Origin of the sequence: Sphaerochaeta sp., from assembly GCF_050256055.1 — a bacterium.
Classification (GTDB): Bacteria; Spirochaetota; Spirochaetia; order Sphaerochaetales; family Sphaerochaetaceae; genus Sphaerochaeta.
This window is the reverse complement of sequence record NZ_JBFWIJ010000032.1, coordinates 1-19,809: the sequence shown is the minus strand read 5'-3', so window position 1 is coordinate 19,809 and position 19,809 is coordinate 1. Positions and strand designations below refer to the sequence as shown.

Here is a 19,809-nt window from a genome sequence, read left to right as displayed (position 1 = left end):
TTATTAACGTAAATTTAGAATTTTGTAAGAGTACGTTAAGAGCTGGACCCCAATACTACAATCAAAGAGGGCCTTGTGCCTTTGCATTCACAAAGAGGAGACTAGATTATGAAGAAAGCTTTGCTCGCAATGCTTGTTGCTCTCATGCTTCTGCCGGTTGCTGTATTTGCAAACGGAACAGCTGAGGGTGGTTCCGCAGCAGCTACGGTAAATTACCCCAAGGGAAACATGGATTTTGTTGCGCCCGCCGGTGCAGGTGGTGGTTGGGATCTGACGATCCGCACGGTTGCCAATGTATTGGCTGACACGAAACTGGTAACAGTCCCCATGCCGGTACGCAACGCTCCGGGCGCAGGTGGAGCAGTCCATCTCGGAACCCTGCAGACCAAGAAGAATGATGACAGAACCATCACCGTTTACTCCCCACCCCTCATTTTCTTCAATCTGAATGGTACCAGCCCCTATGGTTTCCGCAACACCACCCCTCTGGCCCGCCTGATCGCTGACTACGCCGCCTTCGTTGTCAAAGCCGACTCCCCGTACAAGACGATCAACGATGTCATGGATGCCTTGAAGAAGGATCCGAAGTCCGTAAAGATCGGCGGTACCTCTGCAGCAGGTTCCATGGACCATGTCCAGTTCCTCATCGTTGCAGCAGCCGCTGGTGTCAAGAACCTCGACAAGATCGACTACATTGCATTCGATTCCGACGGCGCAACCCAGGTTTTGGGCGGTCATATCGATCTGTTCTCCACCAGTCTTGCAGACGTCATGGGTCTGGTTGACTCCGGCGACCTGAAAGCTCTTGCACAGACCTCCGACCATCGTATCGGAACCGGTGCCCAGGCTGAGATCCCGACCTGTAAGGAAATGGGCATTGATGTAACCTTCCAGAACTGGAGAGGACTCTTCGGTGCTCCGAACATGCCCGAATATGCCCAGACCTACTGGAGAGAGACCCTGGCCAAGATGGTTCAGACTCCCGAATGGAAGGAAGTCCTGAAGAAGTACGGTTGGGACAATGTGTATCTCGACGCTCCCGACTTCAACAAGTTCCTTGTTGAAACCGAGGCCTCGTACAAGCAGATCCTCACCGAAATCGGGATGATCTAACCAAGTAGACACACAAAGGCCCCTCTGCAACTCAGTGGGGCCTTTTTATTCGGAGGATCCCATGTCTTTATCAATGATTATGTCAATGGTGGTAACGTTGCTCGGTGCACTGTATACCATTGCAACCTTGTTATTACCCGCAGCCAAGATAGGCAACCCAGGCGCTCCCAAAGTATTTCCCCTGATGCTCGGCATTGCCCTGCTGCTGTTCGGAATCCTGTTGGTTCTTGAGGAAATCCGGAAATTTCCAAAAACCGATGAAGAAAAGGCCAAGGCAAAGAAGTCCCTGGAATTCGGGTCTGCCGAGAAGAATATCGTATGGACCATCATCAACGGCGTTCTCTATGCCCTGCTTTTCGATCGCATCGGGTACGTCTTCTCCACGTTCATCTTCCTTGGTTTGGAATTGATCATTTTCCGCGGGAAGAAAGGCTGGGTCAAGTCCTTGATCATCGCCTTGATCTTCTCCGTCGTGGCCTTCTTGTTGTTCAACACCGCCTTGGGCATTTTCCTGCCCACTTCGTTCCTCAAGTTCGTATAGGAGTCCTGTATGGAAAGTATAAACCTCTTGTTGCAAGGCTTCGGCGTTGCCATTCAACCTATGAATATTCTCTGGGTCACCATCGGAGGCATCCTGGGAACCGTCGTCGGCATGCTTCCCGGTCTTGGACCGGCAACCGGTGTTGCGGTTCTGCTTCCTCTTACCTTCACCATGGGCCCGGTCGCAGCCCTGATCACAATGGGCGGTGTTTATTACGGAGCCATGTATGGTGGATCGCGTGCATCCATCCTGATCAATACCCCCGGTGATGGAGCTGCCATCGCAGCTACCTTCGATGGATATCCAATGGCGATGAAAGGCAGGGCTGAACAGGCATTGGCCATCAGCGCAATCGCATCCTTCATTGGTGGTACCATTTCCACCTTCCTGATCGCCTTTCTGGCCATCCCGGTATCTCGTTTCGCCCTCAAGTTCGGCCCAGCCGAATACTTTTTACTCTATCTGTTCGCCCTCACGGCCACAGCTACCATGAGTGAGGGGGATAAGGTCAAAGGGTTTGCGTCCATGGTCATTGGTTTGATGATCGCAACCATCGGCATCGATATGCAAAGCGGCGTCTCGCGCTTTACCTTCGGCATCCTCGATCTGCAGGGCGGCATCGACTTTTTGATCGTCATTATCGCCATGTTCGCCCTCGGCGAAGTGCTGAAAAGCTTCAAGAACATCTCCGACGGCAAGAAACAGATGCAAACCAAGTTCGGCAAGATATGGATTTCCAAGGAAGACTGGAAAGCCTGTTGGAAACCCATCCTTCGTTCCACGCCGCTCGGTTTCTTCGTCGGTGTGCTTCCTGGAGCCGGAGGAACCATCGCTTCCTTGATGGCCTATTCCACGGAAAAGCAAATCAGCAGCCATCCCCAAGAATTCGGAGAAGGGGCCATCGAAGGACTTGCTGCCCCGGAAGCCGCGAACAACGCTGCTTCCGTTGGTGCCTTGATCCCGATGCTCGCCCTCGGCGTCCCTGGTTCGGGAACCACCGCCGTCATGATGGGAGCGCTGATGATGCTCGGCCTCCAGCCCGGTCCGAAGTTGTTCCAGATGCAGACCGAGATCGTCTGGGGTTTGATCGCCTCCATGTTCATCGGTAACATCATTCTTGCCATCATCAACATTCCGATGGCAGGTCTTTTGGTTCGTGTCCTGTCCGTTCCCCCGAAAGTACTCTACCCGATCGTACTTGCCCTGACGTTCATCGGAACCTACGCAATCGCAAGCAGCACCGCTTCGTTCTATCTGTTGTTGATCTTCGGTGTCATGGGATATTTCCTGGTCAAATCGAAATTCCCCACCTCACCCTTGGTTCTTGCGGTCATTGTCGGAAACAGTATGGAGCAGAGCTTCAGAAGAGCTTACAAAATCGCCGATTCGAGCTTTGACTTTTTGGTAAGCAGCCCGCTTTGCATCATCCTGATTCTTCTGACGATCGGTGCAATCCTGCTGCCTTTCATCCAGGAAAGACTCCGTCAAAGAAAAGCTCGAAACGCATAAGGGGATGGAAATGGAAATCAAGAAAACAGCATCGGCTGGAACCATGGAATCGAGTGACATCATGATTACGGTGGCAAAACCCGAACAAGCGGGCATCACCGTACATCTGACCAGCTCCGTGGAAAAACAATTCGGCAAGCAGATCAAGGCGGTCATTGCCGAGTGTGCCAGACGAATGGGAGTCACCGATGCTGACATCACGGCGGTCGACCAAGGTGCCTTGGACTGTGTAATCAAGGCACGGACCGAAACCGCTTTGTATCGCAGTGCAGACAGCACCGACTACCATTGGGAGGCATGAGTATGGAACGCCTACGAAGGACCATGATGTTCATTCCGGGCAACAACCCGGCAATGGTCAAGGATGCCTATATCTATGGATGCGACAGCATCATGTTCGACTTGGAGGACAGTGTGTCCGTCACCGAGAAGGACGCTGCCCGTTCCTTGGTGTTCCATGCGCTGACGACCATCGATTACGGGGATAAGGAAAAAGTTGTCCGGGTCAACGCACTCGATACCCCCATCGGAATCGCCGACCTGGAAGCCATGGTACGGGCCAACGTTGATGTCATCCGCCTGCCAAAGACCGAAGGGCCTGAGGATGTGGTCTTCTGTGATCAACAGCTTGCCCGTATCGAGCAGGAAATCGGAAAACCGGTCGGCTCTACGAACATGATGGCTGCCATTGAGAGTGCCGGAGGGGTCCTGGCCGCCCCGGCCATCGCCTTGGCGAGCAAACGCCTAATCGGCATTGCACTCGGAGCCGAGGACTATGTGACCAACCTCAAGACCAATCGTTCGGCCGAAGGCATTGAATTGCTTTTCGCCCGCTCGATGATCCTCCATGCCGCCCGGGTCGCCGGCATTGCAGCGTTGGATACCGTCTATTCGGACGTAAACAATGAGGAAGGATTCAAGGCTGAGGTGCAATTGATCAAGCAACTGGGATTTGACGGGAAGTCCATCATCAACCCACGCCAGATTGCACCGGTGGTTGAAATCTATACCCCGACGCAAAAGGAAATCGATAAATCCCTGGCGATCATGGCTGCCATCGAGGAAGCAAACAGAAAGGGCAGCGGCGTCATCAGCCTCAACGGCAAGATGATCGACCGGCCGATTGTACTCAGGGCACAGCGTGTCTTGGATTTGGCTCGTGCAGCCAAAGTCCTGAAATAGGGAAGGAGAACATCGTGGTACCATTGTCAAAAATCCCGTATTACCAGAAATTCCGTAAGGAATTGCATGGGGTGTTTGTGGAGGAACAAGTCCACAAGGACTATCTAACGCTTCGTGAACGGGAACAAAGCAAGAACAAGATCGTCTCCTCCCTGGAAGAGGCCATCAGACTATCCGGCCTGAAGGATGGGATGACCATCAGTTTCCATCATCATTTCCGAAATGGTGACTTTGTCCTGAACATGGTGGTCGACACCATCGCCAAGATGGGAATCAAGGGTCTGACCCTTGCCGCTTCCTCGTTGATCGACATCCATAAACCCTTGATCGAGCATATCAGGAACGGAGTGATCTACCGCATCGAGACCAGCGGGATCAGAGGTGAGCTTGGGGATGCGATCAGCCGCGGGTTGATGGACGTACCAGTCATCTTCCGATCCCATGGAGGACGGGCTGCTGCGATCGAATCGGGTGAAGTCCCCATCGACGTTGCCTTCCTCGGTGCGCCATCCTGCGATCCGTTTGGAAACGCCAACGGCTACAGTCGAGACAACGACAACGGGGTTGTCTGCGGTTCCATGGGATATGCTAAGCTTGACGCCCAGTATGCAAAGCAGGTGATCATCCTCACCGACAACATCGTCCCCTTCCCCAATGTCCCGTTCGGCGTTCCCGAGAGTGACGTCGACTACATCGTCAAGGTGGATGCGATCGGCGACCCCCAGGGCATCATGGTGGGAGCAACCCGCTACACCAAAAACCCGAAGGAATTGATGATCGCAGAAACCGCAGCCGACGTCATCGAGGCTTCCGGTCTATTCCGAAACGGATTTTCGATGCAGATGGGTTCGGGAGGTGCTTCTTTGGCAGTCGCCCGGTTCCTCAGGGATCGGATGGTCCAGAACAACATCAAGGCATCCTTCGCCTTGGGAGGGATCACCGGACAAATGGTAACCATGCATGAGGAAGGCTTGATCAAGAAAATCCTCGATGTACAGTCCTTCGATCTCGATGCCGCCAACTCCTTGAAGAACAATCGGATGCACCAGCAGATCTCGGCTTCCTACTATGCCAGTCCGAACAATGATGGCAGTGCGGTGAACCAGTTGGACTTCGTCATTCTTTCCGCCCTGGAAGTGGATGTGAACTTCAACGTGAACGTTCTGGTGGGTTCCGACGGCTTAATCAGAGGAGCCATCGGCGGACATCAGGATACGGCGGCTGGAGCGGCGATCTCGATCATCACCTGCCCCCTGACCCGAGGCCGTATGGCCTCCATCGTCGAGAAGGTGGAATGTCTGGTCACCCCAGGCAAGACGATCGACATCATCGTCACCGATCACGGCGTTGCCGTCAATCCGAGCAGGCCCGACCTGAAACAGAAGTTGATCGATGCAGACATTCATGTGGTCGAGATCAGGGAATTGCAGCAAAAGGCACTGAAGCTGGTCGGCCAACCGATGCCCATTACCTATACCGACAAGATTGTCGGGGTGGTCACCTACCGTGACGGGTCGGTCATTGATTTGGTCCGGCAAGTCAAGGATACGGAGGATTGATGCGATGGCTGACGTGAGTCTTGCAGAATTGCTCGCCGGGCGGGATGCCCGTACGCAGATGGTCGAAGCGTATTTCACCTCCGGCCTGCCTGCCTTGGTTGTTGCGACCATGAACATTGCCGGACCTCATAAATCCTCGAATCTCATCTGCCGTGCCTTTGATTTGGCCTTGCAGGATCTGTTTGTCACCTTGGGGAGCGGCCAGCTGCTGCTCCTGCACAAGGAGGCACCGGCCAGTGGTCCGTTCGCAATATTTTTCATCCGACAGACCACCACGGCCGAACGGATGAAAGAACTGTTGGTGGACTTCGAAACCAACCATCCGATCGGTCGGTGGCTCGACCTTGATGTGAAACTGAGGAATGGAACGTCATTGGGGAGGAAAGAGATCGGACATGCATCCCGTCGTTGTTTTCTCTGCAATGAGGAGGCAACGGTTTGCCGCAGAAATGCAACGCACACCATCGAGGAACTTGAGGCCTTCACTCAAGACCATCTATCCACCTATGTGTCAAACAGCGGATTCTATCGCCCGATCAATCTATGACGCACTGCTGAAAGAGGTGCGGACCACCCCGAAACCAGGGTTGGTCGACCTCTTTTCCCAAGGTGCGCATCGAGATCTTTCCGTCGAGTTGTTCGAACGAAGCGCCCAAGCCCTCAAGCCGACCTTCCGTGCCATCGCCGAGTTGGCACTCGGCTGGGAAGGAGAGCTTGAGGCTTTGTTCGCTCCGGTGCGGGAACTTGGGCTGGCCGGGGAACAGGCAATGTTTGCTGCTACCGGTGGGGTAAACACCCACAAAGGAGCCCTGTTTTCCTTGGGAATCCTGGCAGCCGTAACCGGGTATGCGATCAAAGCCGGGCTCGGACTGGAAAGCGATCGGCTTTGCCTGCTCGCCTCAGCTATGACCAAGCGCACCTTGGAAAAGGAATTTTCGCAGATGACCCTCAGGCCAGGCAAGACCCATGGGGAACTCCTGTATCTGAGTCGTGGGCATCGGGGAATCAGAGGGGAGGTGATGGATGGTTTTCCCACCATCCGTACCCATATCCTACCGTTGCTGCCTCCCGATCGGGATCTCCGAGACGCTGAATGCGTCCATCTGCTGTTGGTCCTGATGGCAAAATTGGAAGATACCAACGTGCTCTCCCGAGGCGGCGAGCAGGCACTGTCCTATGTACAAGCCTCAGCCGAGCAGATGCTTTTGCTTGAGCCGACGCAGCGTGAAGCAGAGTTCATCGTCCGCCTTGAGCAGTTGGATCAAGCATTCATCGAAAGAAACCTCTCCAGCGGTGGAGCTGCAGACCTTTTGGGGGTTACGCTCTATCTGCATACCATCAGTCGGTTGCTTCAGCCTTGAGCAAGGCCTGTTCCAATGCTTTCAAATGGGTCTTGGTGGTAATGGTCGCCCCGCTGATCGCATCCACCTCCAGACTCTTGGTTTGCAGCACTTGGCTGAAGACTTCCTGCAAGGTCTTGTTGCCGGTCAGTTTGACCGGTTTTCCCTGTGCATCGACCGCACCTTTGAGAATCATGACCGATACTACATTCCCCTCCTTGACGAGAACCTCGACTTGGGTGTCACGGAGGTGGGACTTCGTCCCCCGGTATTCTCCGCGGTAGGTTCCATCCTTGAGGTGGGAAAAATCTATGGGCGCAAAGGCAAGCTGCATGGCTTCCTGCCTGGACGGACCATCCATCAGCAGGACGACGCCCAATGCGATGATGATCGCCAAACCTATGATCAAGATGATTATCCACCACATGTGCCGCTTCTCCTTTGGTTTCCGTTTCATAAAATTTTCACGACGCTCCCCGATGCCGGGTGAAAGTACCGGCGCAATCCTTTGGTAAGGAAGATTTCCAAGTTTGTATCAATGAACAAAGCCTCTGCTGCGGGAAACAACGTCAACAGGTGCAGAGCCGCCTCCATTCCTGCGACAAACAAGGCAGTGGACAAGATATCGGCGCACAAGGAGGAAGGGTGCACGACCGTTGCACTCAGCAGCCCCGAATCGGCGGGATAGCCTGTACGGGGGTCAAGGATATGATGCCAACGCCGGTTCTGGTCATCAAGGAAAAACCGCTCATAGTCTCCGCTGGTCACTACCGAGACATCGCTGACCGACAGCGTTCCAACCAGTGCGGATGCGATTCTTGGATGACGCACCCCGACGCTCCAACTCGTCCGGTCCTCGCGGCTTCCCAATACAGCGACATTCCCCCCGAGGTTGACCAATGCCGACGAGTAGCCCATCCAGGCAAGCAGTTGGGTGCATTGGTCTGCAAGATAGCCCTTCCCGGCTCCTCCCAGATCCAATGCCTGTCCTTGACGAGAAAGCTTGACGGCGCCATTCTGCGCATCGAAGACCAAATCGCGGTAATTGACCAGGCTGACAGCCTCTTCGATATTCGCTTGCAGCGGAGCCTTGCTTGCATGCTGCCAATCCCAGACATCCATCAAAGGGGATATGGTAGGGTCGAACAAACCATCGCACCACTTTGCATACTTAAAGATTTGTGAGAGCAATGTATAGACAGGGGGAGAGACTACCACCGGAGAGCCGGAATTGGCGTTAATGCTACTCACCTCACTTCCGGTTTTGTACCGACTGAGCATCAATTCCCCCTGTTCAACGGTTTGCCGTAAGGCGGTGATGGCAACATCGGCACCTTCTCCAAACACAGAATAGGAACACGTGGTGTGTAATGAGGAATGGATGCAATGGGCAACAACGTGGTGCTTCATCTTCCTTTCATATGACAACTCATTTTCCAGTAAGTCAATACTGCCTTGGCTTCCAAAGATGAGTTCTGATCAAATACTTTGAATGACGGCTTCAACGGCACGAATGCTGTCACAGAGCGACATGCTCGCTCTGGTAGGCCTGTCGACCACCTGCGAGGGTATGGAAGGAATCATCATGCAGGCACACCTCATCGCTTCACCCCGCTCGAAAACCCGATGCAGCAATGCATACAGCAGATGGTTGCAGACGAACGTACCTGCCGTATCACTCAGGCTGGCAGGAATCCCTTGGCGATGAATGGCGGCAAGCATCGGTCTGACCGGCACCGTGGTGAAGTAAGCTGCAGGACCACCGGCATCCACCATCCTGTCCAACATCTGGTTGCCTGCGTTGTCCCTTCGGTTATCATCCGCAAGGTTAAGCGCCGTACGGATGAGTGCTGTATCCGCCCTACCCGGAGCATGGGCAAGGCACAGGATGAGATCCGGATGGATTCGATCCATCTGTTCTTGCACACTGTCGAAAGCTGTACCGTACACCAACGGAACTAAAAGCTTGGACACCTCGGCACTGCCCAGCCAAGGTCTGACCTGTTTCATGACCTCCGAAGCCGGATTGATCGCCTCCCCTTTGATGGGCTCGAAGGCCGTCAAAAGAACTTTCATATGAGTACCTCATTGTTAGTCAGAATGTATGCTTCATCTCAATGGAATGGCCTGCAATGCATTTGAAAGTGACAATCCAGCATTCGACTGCAACCTTTGTATGCGAAACATAGCGAAAAGTATATCATTCGATATTGTTGTACAACAGAGCGCCGACTCCTTGTATTTTCAAATTTCCTTGAATATTTTCGCCCTATACGCTCCCCTTTCCTACGGATATACTGATTGCATCAAACAGGAGTTGTTCCCATGGCAAAACGTAACATTCATACCATGCAATTTGCTGAGGTATATCCCTTGCTGGTCGCAAAGGCGGAACGAAAGGGCCGGACCAAGGAAGAGGTTGACCAGATCATACACTGGCTCACCGGATACACCACCAGGGACCTGGAGGAGCAGATACAACGAGGCTCGACCTTCGAGACCTTCTTCACAGAATGTCCTGCTCCCAACCCGGCACGGAAGCTGATAACCGGGGTCATCTGTTCCGTCCGTATCGAGACCATTGAGGATCCCATCATGCAGGAGGTACGGTATCTGGACAAGCTCATCGATGAATTGGCCAAGGGCAGGCCGATGGAGAAAATCCTTCGGGAAAACAGCTAGTCAAAACTTGGTGCGCCGGTTCCGGATGTTTTCTTTACATTACAGAAAAATACGTCAAAAATGCAACATATCACGCAACAAGATTGCCCTTCGGCCATATTGACATGCGCTTCTGAACATCGCTATATATGTAGATGGTAAAGCAAACTAATGGTAGACGATGTGTTGCAGAAATGATGCAACGATGGGGAGCTGACGAATGAAACTACAACACTACGTCCTGGCAATAGCCCCGTCGCTGTTGCTTGCAATATTCTGTTTGCTCATCCCGTTGGCGGCAACGATCATCCCCACATTCTTCTCTCCTTCCTTTACGCTTTCCTCCTACTTCGACTTCTTCTCCGACCCATTCTTCAGGACGATTTTCCTTCGTTCCTTGCGTCTCTCGGCGCTCACCACCCTCATTTGCATCGTCATCGGACTCCCCACCTCCTATTACATCAGTCTTTGTAAGGAAAAAACCCGTCGCATCCTGCTTTCCGTCATCATGTTCCCCCTGTTGACCAATGCAGTAGTCCGCGGATTTGCATGGATCAGCATCCTGGGGCGGAATGGACTGGTAAACCAATTCTTCCTCAACATCGGACTCATCGATGAACCGCTCAAGTTGCTGTACACCGATTTTGCCATCGTCATCGGCAGCGTCTACCTCTTCCTTCCGGTCATGATCTCCACCCTTACCTCAGTTATGGAAGGAATCGGGGAGGAAGTGGTCGAAGCCTCCTACAGCCTCGGCTGTTCCCCTACGAAAACCTTTTTCAAAATCATCATTCCCCTTTCCTTCTCCGGCCTCCTGGTCGCTTCGGTATTGGTGTTCTCGGGTACCATCAGCGCATATACGACTCCCACACTGCTGGGCGGAAACCAAAACATGATGCTGGCCTCGTTGTTGTACCAGCAATCAAATACCTTGTCCAATTGGTCAACGTCGGCAGTGATTGCGTTCATCATGATCGTTGTCAGCCTGGGAGTGATGAGACTATTCAATCTTATGGCAGGATATGTGGACAAGCGAGGGGCCGAACATGTATAAACATCGACTGGTCACCATCATCGCGTTTCTCACCTTCCTGTTCATCTTCCTTCCCCTTGCTTTGATCATCATCACCTCATTCAACAGTGCAGACACCATCTCGCTCCCCTTGCAGGGAGTGAGCCTTCAGTGGTTTGCCAAGGTATTCAAGTCACGGGCCCTAGTGCAGAGTTTCAAGAACAGCCTCATCCTTGCCGTGGCAGCTTCCCTGCTTGGCATCATCATCGGCCTGGTTGCATCCACGGCTTTGGTCAAACGCCCGTCGCGTCTGAGCAAAGCGCTGCTCTCGCTCTTTCTCTCCCCTTCCTTGATCCCCGGCATCGTCATCGGCTATGTCCTGTTTCTGTTTTTGGTGGTGAAAATCCAGCTTCCACTCAATACAGCCCTGATTCTCGGACACCTTCTGGTCGTCCTTCCGTATTGCGTACGCATCATCGCCTCCAGCCTGAAGGAGCTTGATGAAAGCCTTGAGGAAGCGGCACGAACCCTGGGCTGTCCTCCAACAAAGGCATTCCTGGTCATCGTCCTACCCAACCTCAGACCCGCAATTACATCTGCCTTCATGCTTTCCTTCATCAATTCCTTCAACAATATCCCGGTATCGATGTATCTGAAGGGACCGGGGATGAACACCCTGCCCTATGCAATGATGAACCACATAGAATACAACTACGACCCGACGGTCAGTGCACTTTCCGTCATGCTCATGGGCATGACGGTTCTGTTCATGATTTTGCTGGACCGTTCGATGACCAGAGGACAGACCAAGGTAGTGAAAGGGGAATGAGCATGCAATACGGAGCTTTGAGCCATATCGACGTTTCCTACGACAAGAAGCACCTGATCCTTCAGGACCTGAATCTGGAATTGCATAAAGGAGAGTTGCTCTCCCTGCTCGGTCCATCGGGTTGCGGGAAAACCACGACCCTGAGGGTCATTGCAGGACTCATCGAGACTACTGCAGGCACCTTCACCCTTGACGGGGTGGATATGACCCATATTCCGGTGCATAAGCGGGATTTCGGTCTGGTTTTCCAAAGCTATGCACTGTTTCCCCACCTTACCGTCTTTGACAACATCGCTTTCGGGCTGCGTCAGCGCAAACTCGATACCGCATCCATCTCCAAACAAGTGAAGACCATGATGGACATCTGCGGCATCGCAGGGTATGAAGAGCGGTTTCCCAAACAGCTGTCCGGCGGCCAGAGGCAGCGGGTAGCCTTGGCACGGGCGTTGGTCATTGAACCCAAGCTCCTGCTGTTGGATGAACCGCTTTCCAACCTTGACGCACAACTGCGCGTACAGATGCGCTCCACCATCAAGCGCATCCAGCAAGAACTGGGCATCACCACCGTCTTCGTCACCCATGACCAGGAGGAGTGCTTCTCCATTTCCGACCGGGTCGCAATCATGGACAAGGGAAGGATCGAACAATGTGATAGCCCGCAGGTCATCTATGCGAACCCGGCTTGTGAGATGATTGCCCGATTCGTCGGATTCAAGAACTTCTTTCCCATCGAAACGGCTCAGAAAATGGGCTTGACCATACCCAAGGAAAAAAGCAACGCAAAGCTTTGGTGCATACGACCGGAGAAAATCGAAATGGTCGATACCAAGCAATCTGCGATCCACGGAACCGTTGAAGTCAGAACCTATCTCGGGGAAAGCTACCAGTATGAGTTGAAAACCGACCTGGGGACGGTAACGGTGACCAGCACGCACCAGATTCCCAAGGAGGTCGGGGAAACGGTGGCGTTGCATATCGAGAGCGAACAGGCAGTCTTTCTCGACCGGTAGGTCGATGGACATCCATCAGACGATGGAGTGATAAGTGGGAGGAATCTATGAAGAAACGTATTGCATTGGTCAGCGTTGTATTGCTGATGTTCAGCATGGGCGCAATGTTCGCCGCCGGAAGCACGGAATCGGCACCGAAGCAGTTGATCGTCTCCACATGGGGGCTGTCTGAAGACGCATTGTGGTCAGAAGTGTACGAACCCTTTGAAAAACAGTACAACGTCAAAGTGGTGCTGGACACCGGCAACGCCCAGGAACGCTACACGAAGCTCAAGAACGACCCGAACTCTACAGTTGATGTCATCGAGCTTTCCCAGAAAAACACCGCTGACGGCGTGGCAGACGGCCTGTTTGCTCCTCTGAAGGCTGGGGATTTGACCGATTACGCCAAACTGATCCCTGGCGCTAAGGCATTGATCGACAGCGGATCTGGCGCTCCCTATACACTGAACAGCATCGGCATCATCTACAATCCCAAGAAAGCAGGAATGACGATCAACAGTTGGGAAGACCTGTGGAATCCGGCTCTGAAGGGCAAGATTTCCATTCCCGATATCACCACTACCTTCGGACCGGCCTTCCTGGTCATGTGCAGCGATGCCAAGGGCGTCGATTTCGCATCGGACAAGGGAGAAACCGCATTCAAGGCGCTGGAGGCGCTCAAACCCAATGTACTAAGGACCTACGCCAAATCGAGTGATGTGGCATCCTTGTTCGCCAACGGGGAGATCGCCGTCGCTATCGTCGGGGATTTCGGCGTACCGGTGATCAGCAAGGCCGATCCCGATGCGGTCTTCGTCGTACCCGCATCAGGAACGTATGCCAACTTCAATGTGATCAACATTGCAAAGAACACCAAGAATCGTGATTTGGCCGTAGCATATGTCAATTATCGACTCAATGCTGAAACTGAACTGAGGACCGCAAAAGCGCTGAACGAGGCTCCTGTGAATTCTCTGGTAACCCTTACTCCGGAACTGGCTGCAAACAAGACGGTCGGCGATGTTGCCGCAAGAGCAAAGATGGTCGACTTCACGGTGGTCAACCCTCTGATGGGAGCCTGGGTGGATCGTTTCAACCGGTTGATGAACAAGTAACTGTGGACAAGCTAGAAAATCTTTGGATTTACAACAGTGCCTATCAACGCTTCGACGAAGGCTCGGTCTTCTTCGAGGATACGATCAGGCACGTCCAAAGAGACGGCCAGGCCGACCGGGATGAGCCTTTGTACCTCATCCCGGGTTTCACCGACATCCATATGCATATCGAATCCTCCATGACCACAGTTACAGAGTTTTCGAATGCCGTTCTTCCTCATGGCACGACGACTCTCGTCGCCGATTGCCATGAGGTGGCCAATGTGTTTGGGGTGGAGGGATTGTCGGACTACATGGACCTTCCCTCCGTCGTTGATGTCTTCTATGCCATTCCGTCCAGCGTTCCTTCCACTTCTCCGGCCCTGGAAACCAGTTTCGGCAACATTGATGCCGAAGAGGTGCGGCAACTGTGCAAACGAGAGGATATCATCGCACTCGGGGAGATCATGAATGCGAATGACCTCTTCAGCGAGGATGACAACCGGACCAAACGGATCATCCGAACATTCAAGGAGTACAGACCGAAGGCTCCCGTTGAAGGCCATTGCCCAAGAATCAGCGGGGAACAACTCTCGCGTTTCATCAGCGCAGGAGTCGACTCCGACCATACCCATCAAAGCGCTGATTCCATCAGGGAAAAAGCGTCAAACGGCATGTTTCTGGAAATCCAGAGAAAGAGCATCAACCAAGAGACCATCGATGCCTTGAAGGACCCTCGGCTTACCGGATCGTTTTGTTTTTGTACCGATGACGTTCTTGCGGACGTATTGGTTGATGAGGGTCATCTGGATGCAGTCCTCAGAGAAGCCCTACGCTTCGGCATGCGCGTCGAACAGGTCATTCATGCAGCCACCTCCAGCCCGAGCCGGAGAATGCGGCTGTTCGACCGCGGCCGGATCGAACCGGGCAAATGTGCTGATTTCATCCTCCTCGATGATCTACAGACACTGCACATCCATTCCGTATACAAACACGGGACGTTGGTGTATACCGCCAAAGACGGACTGCTCAATCGTCAGCAACTGCCAACGTTGAAAGATCGATATCTACATTCAATCCAGCGAAAACCGATCCAAGCCGATCAAATTGATCTACACCTTCCACAAGGCTGCCATACCATCCCGGTCATTGAACGGGAAGAACATACAACCTTCACCCGCTTTGCCAAGCAGGAGGTTGTCCAGCAAGGATCATCATTTGCATTTTCCCATTTCCATTTGAACCTGCTTGCAGTCGTCGAACGATACGGTCATGAGGATCCCATCATTCCGGCATTCCTGAAAAACGGGTTGTCCAAACCCGGGGCAATCTGTTCTTCCTGGGCACATGACAGCCATAACCTGCTGGTATTGGCCACCAGTGTGGAACTTGCCGTGCGTGCGGTGAATCTGGTCATCAAAACCCAAGGGGGCATCGCCTTGGTTGATGATACAGAAGAAGTAGTGATACCATTGCCCTACGGCGGCATCATCTCCACCGAACCGATCGATGTGCTCGCCCGTCAGATCAAACAGGTCCGATCGTGGCTGGTGGACCATGGGTACCGCGCAAAGGAAGAGATCATGAACTTTGCCGTCCTGGCACTGCCGGTTTCCCCTCAGGTCAAGATCACTGACAAAGGTTTGGTCGACGTAATCAACCAGAAAGTGATCGACTGGAGAACGTACTATGCATGAGACAGCGCAAGTTGTGCTCCGACATGCCACCATCCTGATTGGGGATGCAAACGAGACAATCCACCATGACGGGGCGTTGGTGATCGAAGACGGACACATCGCCTATATCGGACCGGATGCGGATCTGCCCCCCTTGTATGCCAGCTTCGACCAGTTGGATTGCTCTGATGCACTTGTCCTTCCCTCCTTGATCAATTGCCACACCCACACCGGTATGGTTGCCTTCCGAAGCCTCGGTGACGATATTCCCGATCGCCTCAGACGATTTCTGCTTCCACTTGAACGATCCTGCATGACGGCCGATTTGGCACAGGCGTCTGCTGCCCTTGCCATAGCGGAAATGCAACTCGCTGGTATCGGGTGTGCCGTGGACATGTACTACTATGAACAGGAAATTGCAAAAATCGCATCTGCCATGCATTTCTCCCTCTTTGCAGGGGAGACGGTCATGGAGGAAAGCCCCTGCAACAGTTCTCATGTGGAACAAGCCATTGCATACGCCTCATCCATCCAGAACACTCCCTGTACAAGGCGCATCTACGCCGCCCATGCCCCGTACAGCGTATCGGTGGAACATCTACGGAAGCTGAAGCAACTTGCAGAGGAACAGGGCCTTCGATGGACGATGCATCTTTCGGAAATGGATTTCGAGTGGGATTACTACACCAGCACATTCCAACAAACTCCGATCGAATATCTGGACAGCCAAGGTCTGTTGGATGCCCGATTGCTGGCTGCGCATTGCGTCAGAACCACCGACAACGACCTTGACTTGCTTGCAAAACACAAGGTGACGGTAGTCCATTGTCCGGGAGCGAATGCCAAGTCGGGGAAGGGGGTGGCCAGGGTGCATGAGATGTTGCAACGCGGTATCAGGGTATGCCTGGGGACCGATGGACCGGCAAGCGGGAATACGCTTGATCTCTTCACCCAGATGAAGCTGTGCGCCATTCTTCAGAAGAATGCCGAAGCCGACCGAACGGTATTGCCTGCCCGCTCGGTCGTACCGATGGCCACCCGTAGTGCGGCAGAGGCGCTTGGCATCGGGCATTCCACCGGAAGTCTGGAAGCGGGCAAGGATGCTGATATCCTCGTACTCGGGCTGGAACAACCGAATATGCAACCCTGCTTCGATCCCTACTCGGTGGTGGTCTACAGCGCAGGGCCGCACAACGTCAGGCACCTGTTCTCCAAGGGTGTGCATGTGGTGTGCAACCATACCCTCACCCTCTGCGATCTGCAGGAACTGAAAGTGAATTTTGCGCAGGCGGCCAGACCCTTCTTTTCCCAGGCACAGAAACTCATCAGTGGTTGATTACACCGACTGTTGGTGGCCGATTTCACCACTGTTCAGGCTTTCCTATCCAGAACATCAAAGAAACAACAAAACCGTTTTATGATTTGTATGTTGGCAAGGTTCTTGCATGATACTTTCCGGATGACTGCTCATCCTCATCTTTCATGTATCAGGAACCTGTATGAAACACACACGTCGTTTGTCTGTCTGTCTTGTCGTTCTGTTCCTCGGCGTCGCATCCTTGGGCGCCCAGGATTTCTTCCAACCGTATCTTGGATTTGAGAAAGGAAAGGCTGAAATCAAAGGGGAGCAAGCACCCTATGTACGGCTCTCGCTCGGGACCCCATTGTCGGATCGAGTCAGTGTGGAGACTTTCCTCGTCGGCCAGCTGCTTTCCGATTTCCCCGATTGCGGTACGGACCTGACCATTACTGAAGTCGACAGTGCCTTCGCCTTAATGAGTGGGCTGTCCGCCACGGTTCGTTTATTCAGGGATGCTACGTTCAACCCGATGGCCCAGCTTTCCATCGGAAACATGGCGGTTGGACATGCCCAAGCCGAACAGGACTTCCCGCAATTGGAAAGTTTTTTCTACAGCAGTGTCGCCAGCGGCTTGGAATTGCACATTTTCAAGACTTTCACGATCACTGTACTGTCCGGATATCGGTTTGCACCGCATGAAGCGGTAGTCGGACTTTCGGAGAATACCCTGTGCGGTCCATTCAGTTCGGTCCGCTTCCAAGCAGATTTCACCTAGCCTTGAGATGGCCGACAGGAAACCTGCCGGCCATCTGCATGCTTGGATTTTGTACCAAAAATTTCCCAGATACTCCTTCCAAATTGGTGCGAAGCAGGTGACAAGAGGATGGTTTTCCGTTATAAGTACGTAACAACACTGCATGTGTTCATCTTCGTTCTCCTGCATCCTGCACCATCATAAGGAAACCGTATGGGATTCACCGGCCGCCTGCTGGCGTGGAAACGAAAAGTATTGCTCCTCTTATGTATAGTCGTAAGCATCGCGGTGCTCGTCCCGGCGCTCTATGTGTTCTCCCGTTCCAAAACCATGCTGGTGCAGGAAACCAAAGACAATGCCGAACAGATCGCCCAATCCATTGCCATTTTCCTGCAACAGGACCAAGGACAGTATGCAAGTCTGGTGAATGCGGATTCGCTTGTTCCCGGCAGCCGAGAAGAAGCCTATTACCACCGGATGAACGACATGCTTCAGGCAATCAAGGCCAAGACCGATGCGACCTTCATTTACACCATGAGTATGGTTGATATGCACAGTGCACGGTACGTCTTGGATGCTGAACAGTCGTCAAGCAAGCTTTTTTCCCCATTCGGCAGTTCGGATGCGATGAACCCCATTGAGCTAACAGTATTCCAAACCGGAAAACCGATGGTCACCGATGTGGAGATTGATCCGATATGGGGAGCATTCTTGACAGCATATGTCCCGATCCGAGGTTCGGATGGCTCTTCAATGTTGGGAGTGGTGGGTGTAGACTATTCAGCCGCGTTCCTTCAGCAACGAATCGGCCAGATGCGATGGGTCCTGATCCTTGGCTTCTCTGTGCTCACCATCCTCTTCACCTTCATCTTATACATCGTCACCCTGGCCATCTTGGGAAAAGCAGGAATGGACGACCTGACCAGCCTCGGCAACAAACGGGCTTTCAATCATGCCTTGACACAATTGGATGACGATGCCAGACGCCATGATTGCCCTTTTGTCCTATGTATGCTGGATGTAGACACCTTCAAGATCATCAACGATGTGCATGGACATCTGACGGGAGACAAGGTACTCTCACAAATCGCCAAGACGCTTACCGAGTGTGTCGACTGGCCCAAGGGTTGTTTCCGCTATGGTGGCGATGAATTTGCCATACTGCTTCCTTCAACATCATTGGCACACGCCGAGTTGGTACGCAATGAGATCAAGATGAAAGTGGAACAAATCACGCTTGCCGAGCTGGATGACAAGAAATTGTCTGTCAGCATCGGCATGGCCCAATGGCAACGCACGTTGAGTATCGAGGAACTGATCTCTCAGGCTGATCAGGATCTGTACGAGCAGAAACGTGCTTTGTGGAGCAATTTGAAAAGCACACCGTTGATCCGCAACCAACAATAATTTTGCTTGCCATTGCACTACTAACTTGGTAGCCTATGGATCATGAATCAAGTCAACGCCCTCTTGCTCACCCACTCCCATTTCTGTCCTGACCAAACGGAGCTTGCCCTGCTTGCAAAGACGTATCCACAGATACAGGCAACCATTGTGGAAGGGGCACACTATTCTGCCCAACAACTTGCACAAGCCCAAATCATCGTCGGATTCCCCAAACCCGATGATTTGCCGAATGCTGTGAATCTTCGCTGGCTGCAGACTCCCAGCAGCGGAGTCGCCCAGTACATGGACCGTTCCTTATTCGTCCGCAACGATTTCGTGCTGACCAATGCCAGAGGCACGTATGGCAGACAGATCGCCGACCATGTGATGGGCTTGGTCATAGCGTTCAACCATAATCTGCTTACCTATCATGACCAGATGAAACAGAAACTCTGGAAACGATACTTTCCGCTGAAAGACATCTGGGAAAGTACATTGCTGGTCATCGGACTTGGTGATTTGGGTCATCATATTGCCAAACGAGCGAAAGAATATGGAATGAAGGTACTCTGTGTAAAACGAACCCTGTCGGAAAAACCGGCGTATATCGACATCTTGGAAACCATCGATCATCTTGTCGAGTTGCTGGAACAAGCCGACTACGTCGTACTTGCAGCCGCATCTACGACCGATACCGAGAACATGCTCAACAAGGAACGCCTGATGCAGATGAAGCCAGGATCCTATGTGATCAACGTCGCACGGGGAAGCATGATTGAGCATCAGGCGTTGGTCGAGGTACTTGCAAACGGTCACCTTGGGGGAGCCGCCTTGGATGTGACTGATCCGGAACCTTTGCCA

General features: G+C 52.8%; 21 protein-coding genes. 18 read left to right on the top strand and 3 right to left on the bottom strand.

Translation table 11 applies throughout. From position 1 onward, the window contains the following. The first annotated feature begins 108 nt into the window (after positions 1-108). The 8 genes from AB7C91_RS11825 to AB7C91_RS11790 all read left to right on the top strand — a co-directional run bounded on the left by AB7C91_RS11825 (position 109) and on the right by AB7C91_RS11790 (position 7,265). The gene (locus tag AB7C91_RS11825; protein WP_332448310.1) at positions 109-1,113 is read left to right on the top strand and encodes a tripartite tricarboxylate transporter substrate binding protein; all 1,005 of its coding nucleotides are present in this window, start codon (positions 109-111) and stop codon (positions 1,111-1,113) included. A gap of 61 nt (positions 1,114-1,174) precedes the next feature. Then, entirely contained in the window at positions 1,175-1,654 is a 480-nt protein-coding gene (locus AB7C91_RS11820) for a tripartite tricarboxylate transporter TctB family protein (protein WP_332448311.1), read from the top strand. A gap of 9 nt (positions 1,655-1,663) precedes the next feature. Then, positions 1,664-3,163: a tripartite tricarboxylate transporter permease gene (locus tag AB7C91_RS11815; protein ID WP_332448312.1), complete on the top strand. Its 1,500-nt coding sequence runs from the start codon at positions 1,664-1,666 to the stop codon at positions 3,161-3,163. Positions 3,164-3,173: 10 nt separating this feature from the next. After that, complete coding sequence (gene citD, locus AB7C91_RS11810; protein WP_332448313.1) at positions 3,174-3,464, top strand: citrate lyase acyl carrier protein; 291 nt, start codon at positions 3,174-3,176, stop codon at positions 3,462-3,464. A 2-nt stretch (positions 3,465-3,466) separates the two neighbouring features. Further along, on the top strand, positions 3,467-4,345 hold the full coding sequence (gene citE / locus AB7C91_RS11805) for a citrate (pro-3S)-lyase subunit beta (protein WP_332448314.1): 879 nt from the start codon (positions 3,467-3,469) through the stop codon (positions 4,343-4,345). 14 nt (positions 4,346-4,359) lie between these two features. Next, positions 4,360-5,904 (top strand): citrate lyase subunit alpha, encoded by a 1,545-nt coding sequence (citF, locus tag AB7C91_RS11800; protein WP_332448315.1) that lies wholly within the window; start codon positions 4,360-4,362, stop codon positions 5,902-5,904. 4 nt (positions 5,905-5,908) lie between these two features. Further along, positions 5,909-6,451: a citrate lyase holo-[acyl-carrier protein] synthase gene (citX, locus tag AB7C91_RS11795; protein ID WP_428591697.1), complete on the top strand. Its 543-nt coding sequence runs from the start codon at positions 5,909-5,911 to the stop codon at positions 6,449-6,451. Further along, entirely contained in the window at positions 6,411-7,265 is an 855-nt protein-coding gene (locus AB7C91_RS11790; RefSeq protein WP_332448317.1) for a triphosphoribosyl-dephospho-CoA synthase, read from the top strand. Before citX ends, AB7C91_RS11790 begins: the two co-directional genes overlap by 41 nt. On the opposite strand, the gene AB7C91_RS11785 is transcribed toward AB7C91_RS11790, so the two are convergent. The 3 genes from AB7C91_RS11785 to AB7C91_RS11775 form a co-directional block, all read right to left on the bottom strand. After that, positions 7,243-7,701, bottom strand: a complete 459-nt coding sequence (locus AB7C91_RS11785) for an FMN-binding protein (RefSeq protein ID WP_428591693.1) — start codon at positions 7,699-7,701, stop codon at positions 7,243-7,245. The two genes, AB7C91_RS11790 and AB7C91_RS11785, sit on opposite strands and share 23 nt — an antisense overlap. Continuing rightward, complete coding sequence (locus AB7C91_RS11780) at positions 7,698-8,654, bottom strand: FAD:protein FMN transferase (protein ID WP_332448319.1); 957 nt, start codon at positions 8,652-8,654, stop codon at positions 7,698-7,700. The genes AB7C91_RS11785 and AB7C91_RS11780 overlap by 4 nt, the downstream gene beginning before the upstream one ends. A 69-nt stretch (positions 8,655-8,723) precedes the next feature. Continuing rightward, on the bottom strand, positions 8,724-9,320 hold the full coding sequence (locus tag AB7C91_RS11775; RefSeq protein WP_332448320.1) for a pyroglutamyl-peptidase I: 597 nt from the start codon (positions 9,318-9,320) through the stop codon (positions 8,724-8,726). 249 nt (positions 9,321-9,569) lie between these two features. Between AB7C91_RS11775 and AB7C91_RS11770 the strand changes: the two genes are divergently transcribed. The 10 genes from AB7C91_RS11770 to AB7C91_RS11725 all read left to right on the top strand — a co-directional run. Continuing rightward, on the top strand, positions 9,570-9,926 hold the full coding sequence (locus tag AB7C91_RS11770) for a DUF2200 domain-containing protein (protein ID WP_332448321.1): 357 nt from the start codon (positions 9,570-9,572) through the stop codon (positions 9,924-9,926). A 199-nt stretch (positions 9,927-10,125) separates the two neighbouring features. Then, a complete protein-coding gene (locus AB7C91_RS11765) occupies positions 10,126-10,959 on the top strand; it encodes an ABC transporter permease (protein WP_332448322.1) in 834 nt (277 codons plus the stop codon). Then, positions 10,952-11,746, top strand: coding sequence for an ABC transporter permease (locus AB7C91_RS11760; protein ID WP_428591688.1), 795 nt, complete (start codon positions 10,952-10,954; stop codon positions 11,744-11,746). The genes AB7C91_RS11765 and AB7C91_RS11760 overlap by 8 nt, the downstream gene beginning before the upstream one ends. 2 nt (positions 11,747-11,748) lie before the next feature. Further along, positions 11,749-12,756, top strand: coding sequence for an ABC transporter ATP-binding protein (locus tag AB7C91_RS11755; RefSeq protein WP_332448324.1), 1,008 nt, complete (start codon positions 11,749-11,751; stop codon positions 12,754-12,756). A gap of 47 nt (positions 12,757-12,803) precedes the next feature. Then, complete coding sequence (locus AB7C91_RS11750; protein WP_332448325.1) at positions 12,804-13,853, top strand: ABC transporter substrate-binding protein; 1,050 nt, start codon at positions 12,804-12,806, stop codon at positions 13,851-13,853. A gap of 2 nt (positions 13,854-13,855) precedes the next feature. Then, on the top strand, positions 13,856-15,529 hold the full coding sequence (locus AB7C91_RS11745; RefSeq protein WP_428591683.1) for an adenine deaminase C-terminal domain-containing protein: 1,674 nt from the start codon (positions 13,856-13,858) through the stop codon (positions 15,527-15,529). Beyond that, positions 15,522-16,844 (top strand): amidohydrolase family protein, encoded by a 1,323-nt coding sequence (locus AB7C91_RS11740; protein ID WP_428591680.1) that lies wholly within the window; start codon positions 15,522-15,524, stop codon positions 16,842-16,844. Before AB7C91_RS11745 ends, AB7C91_RS11740 begins: the two co-directional genes overlap by 8 nt. A gap of 163 nt (positions 16,845-17,007) precedes the next feature. Beyond that, entirely contained in the window at positions 17,008-17,583 is a 576-nt protein-coding gene (locus tag AB7C91_RS11735) for a hypothetical protein (protein ID WP_428591677.1), read from the top strand. 192 nt (positions 17,584-17,775) lie between these two features. Continuing rightward, positions 17,776-18,969 carry a diguanylate cyclase domain-containing protein gene (locus AB7C91_RS11730; protein ID WP_332448329.1) on the top strand — a complete coding sequence of 398 codons (1,194 nt, stop codon included), beginning with the start codon at positions 17,776-17,778 and terminating at the stop codon, positions 18,967-18,969. 42 nt (positions 18,970-19,011) lie between these two features. After that, positions 19,012-19,809: D-2-hydroxyacid dehydrogenase (locus tag AB7C91_RS11725; protein ID WP_428591673.1), on the top strand; the 798-nt coding region annotated here is incomplete at its 3' end.

Excerpts from the sequence above, each read along its gene's own strand:
- AB7C91_RS11825 (WP_332448310.1), top strand. The coding sequence starts at position 109 with ATGAAGAAAGCTTTGCTCGCAATGCTTGTTGCTCTCATGCTTCTGCCG.
- AB7C91_RS11820 (WP_332448311.1), top strand. The coding sequence starts at position 1,175 with ATGTCTTTATCAATGATTATGTCAATGGTGGTAACGTTGCTCGGTGCA.
- AB7C91_RS11815 (WP_332448312.1), top strand. The coding sequence starts at position 1,664 with ATGGAAAGTATAAACCTCTTGTTGCAAGGCTTCGGCGTTGCCATTCAA.
- citD (WP_332448313.1), top strand. The coding sequence starts at position 3,174 with ATGGAAATCAAGAAAACAGCATCGGCTGGAACCATGGAATCGAGTGAC.
- citE (WP_332448314.1), top strand. The coding sequence starts at position 3,467 with ATGGAACGCCTACGAAGGACCATGATGTTCATTCCGGGCAACAACCCG.
- citX (WP_428591697.1), top strand. The coding sequence starts at position 5,909 with ATGGCTGACGTGAGTCTTGCAGAATTGCTCGCCGGGCGGGATGCCCGT.
- AB7C91_RS11790 (WP_332448317.1), top strand. The coding sequence starts at position 6,411 with ATGTGTCAAACAGCGGATTCTATCGCCCGATCAATCTATGACGCACTG.
- AB7C91_RS11785 (WP_428591693.1), bottom strand. The coding sequence starts at position 7,701 with ATGAAACGGAAACCAAAGGAGAAGCGGCACATGTGGTGGATAATCATC.
- AB7C91_RS11780 (WP_332448319.1), bottom strand. The coding sequence starts at position 8,654 with ATGAAGCACCACGTTGTTGCCCATTGCATCCATTCCTCATTACACACC.
- AB7C91_RS11775 (WP_332448320.1), bottom strand. The coding sequence starts at position 9,320 with ATGAAAGTTCTTTTGACGGCCTTCGAGCCCATCAAAGGGGAGGCGATC.
- AB7C91_RS11770 (WP_332448321.1), top strand. The coding sequence starts at position 9,570 with ATGGCAAAACGTAACATTCATACCATGCAATTTGCTGAGGTATATCCC.
- AB7C91_RS11765 (WP_332448322.1), top strand. The coding sequence starts at position 10,126 with ATGAAACTACAACACTACGTCCTGGCAATAGCCCCGTCGCTGTTGCTT.
- AB7C91_RS11760 (WP_428591688.1), top strand. The coding sequence starts at position 10,952 with ATGTATAAACATCGACTGGTCACCATCATCGCGTTTCTCACCTTCCTG.
- AB7C91_RS11755 (WP_332448324.1), top strand. The coding sequence starts at position 11,749 with ATGCAATACGGAGCTTTGAGCCATATCGACGTTTCCTACGACAAGAAG.
- AB7C91_RS11750 (WP_332448325.1), top strand. The coding sequence starts at position 12,804 with ATGAAGAAACGTATTGCATTGGTCAGCGTTGTATTGCTGATGTTCAGC.
- AB7C91_RS11740 (WP_428591680.1), top strand. The coding sequence starts at position 15,522 with ATGCATGAGACAGCGCAAGTTGTGCTCCGACATGCCACCATCCTGATT.
- AB7C91_RS11735 (WP_428591677.1), top strand. The coding sequence starts at position 17,008 with ATGAAACACACACGTCGTTTGTCTGTCTGTCTTGTCGTTCTGTTCCTC.
- AB7C91_RS11730 (WP_332448329.1), top strand. The coding sequence starts at position 17,776 with ATGGGATTCACCGGCCGCCTGCTGGCGTGGAAACGAAAAGTATTGCTC.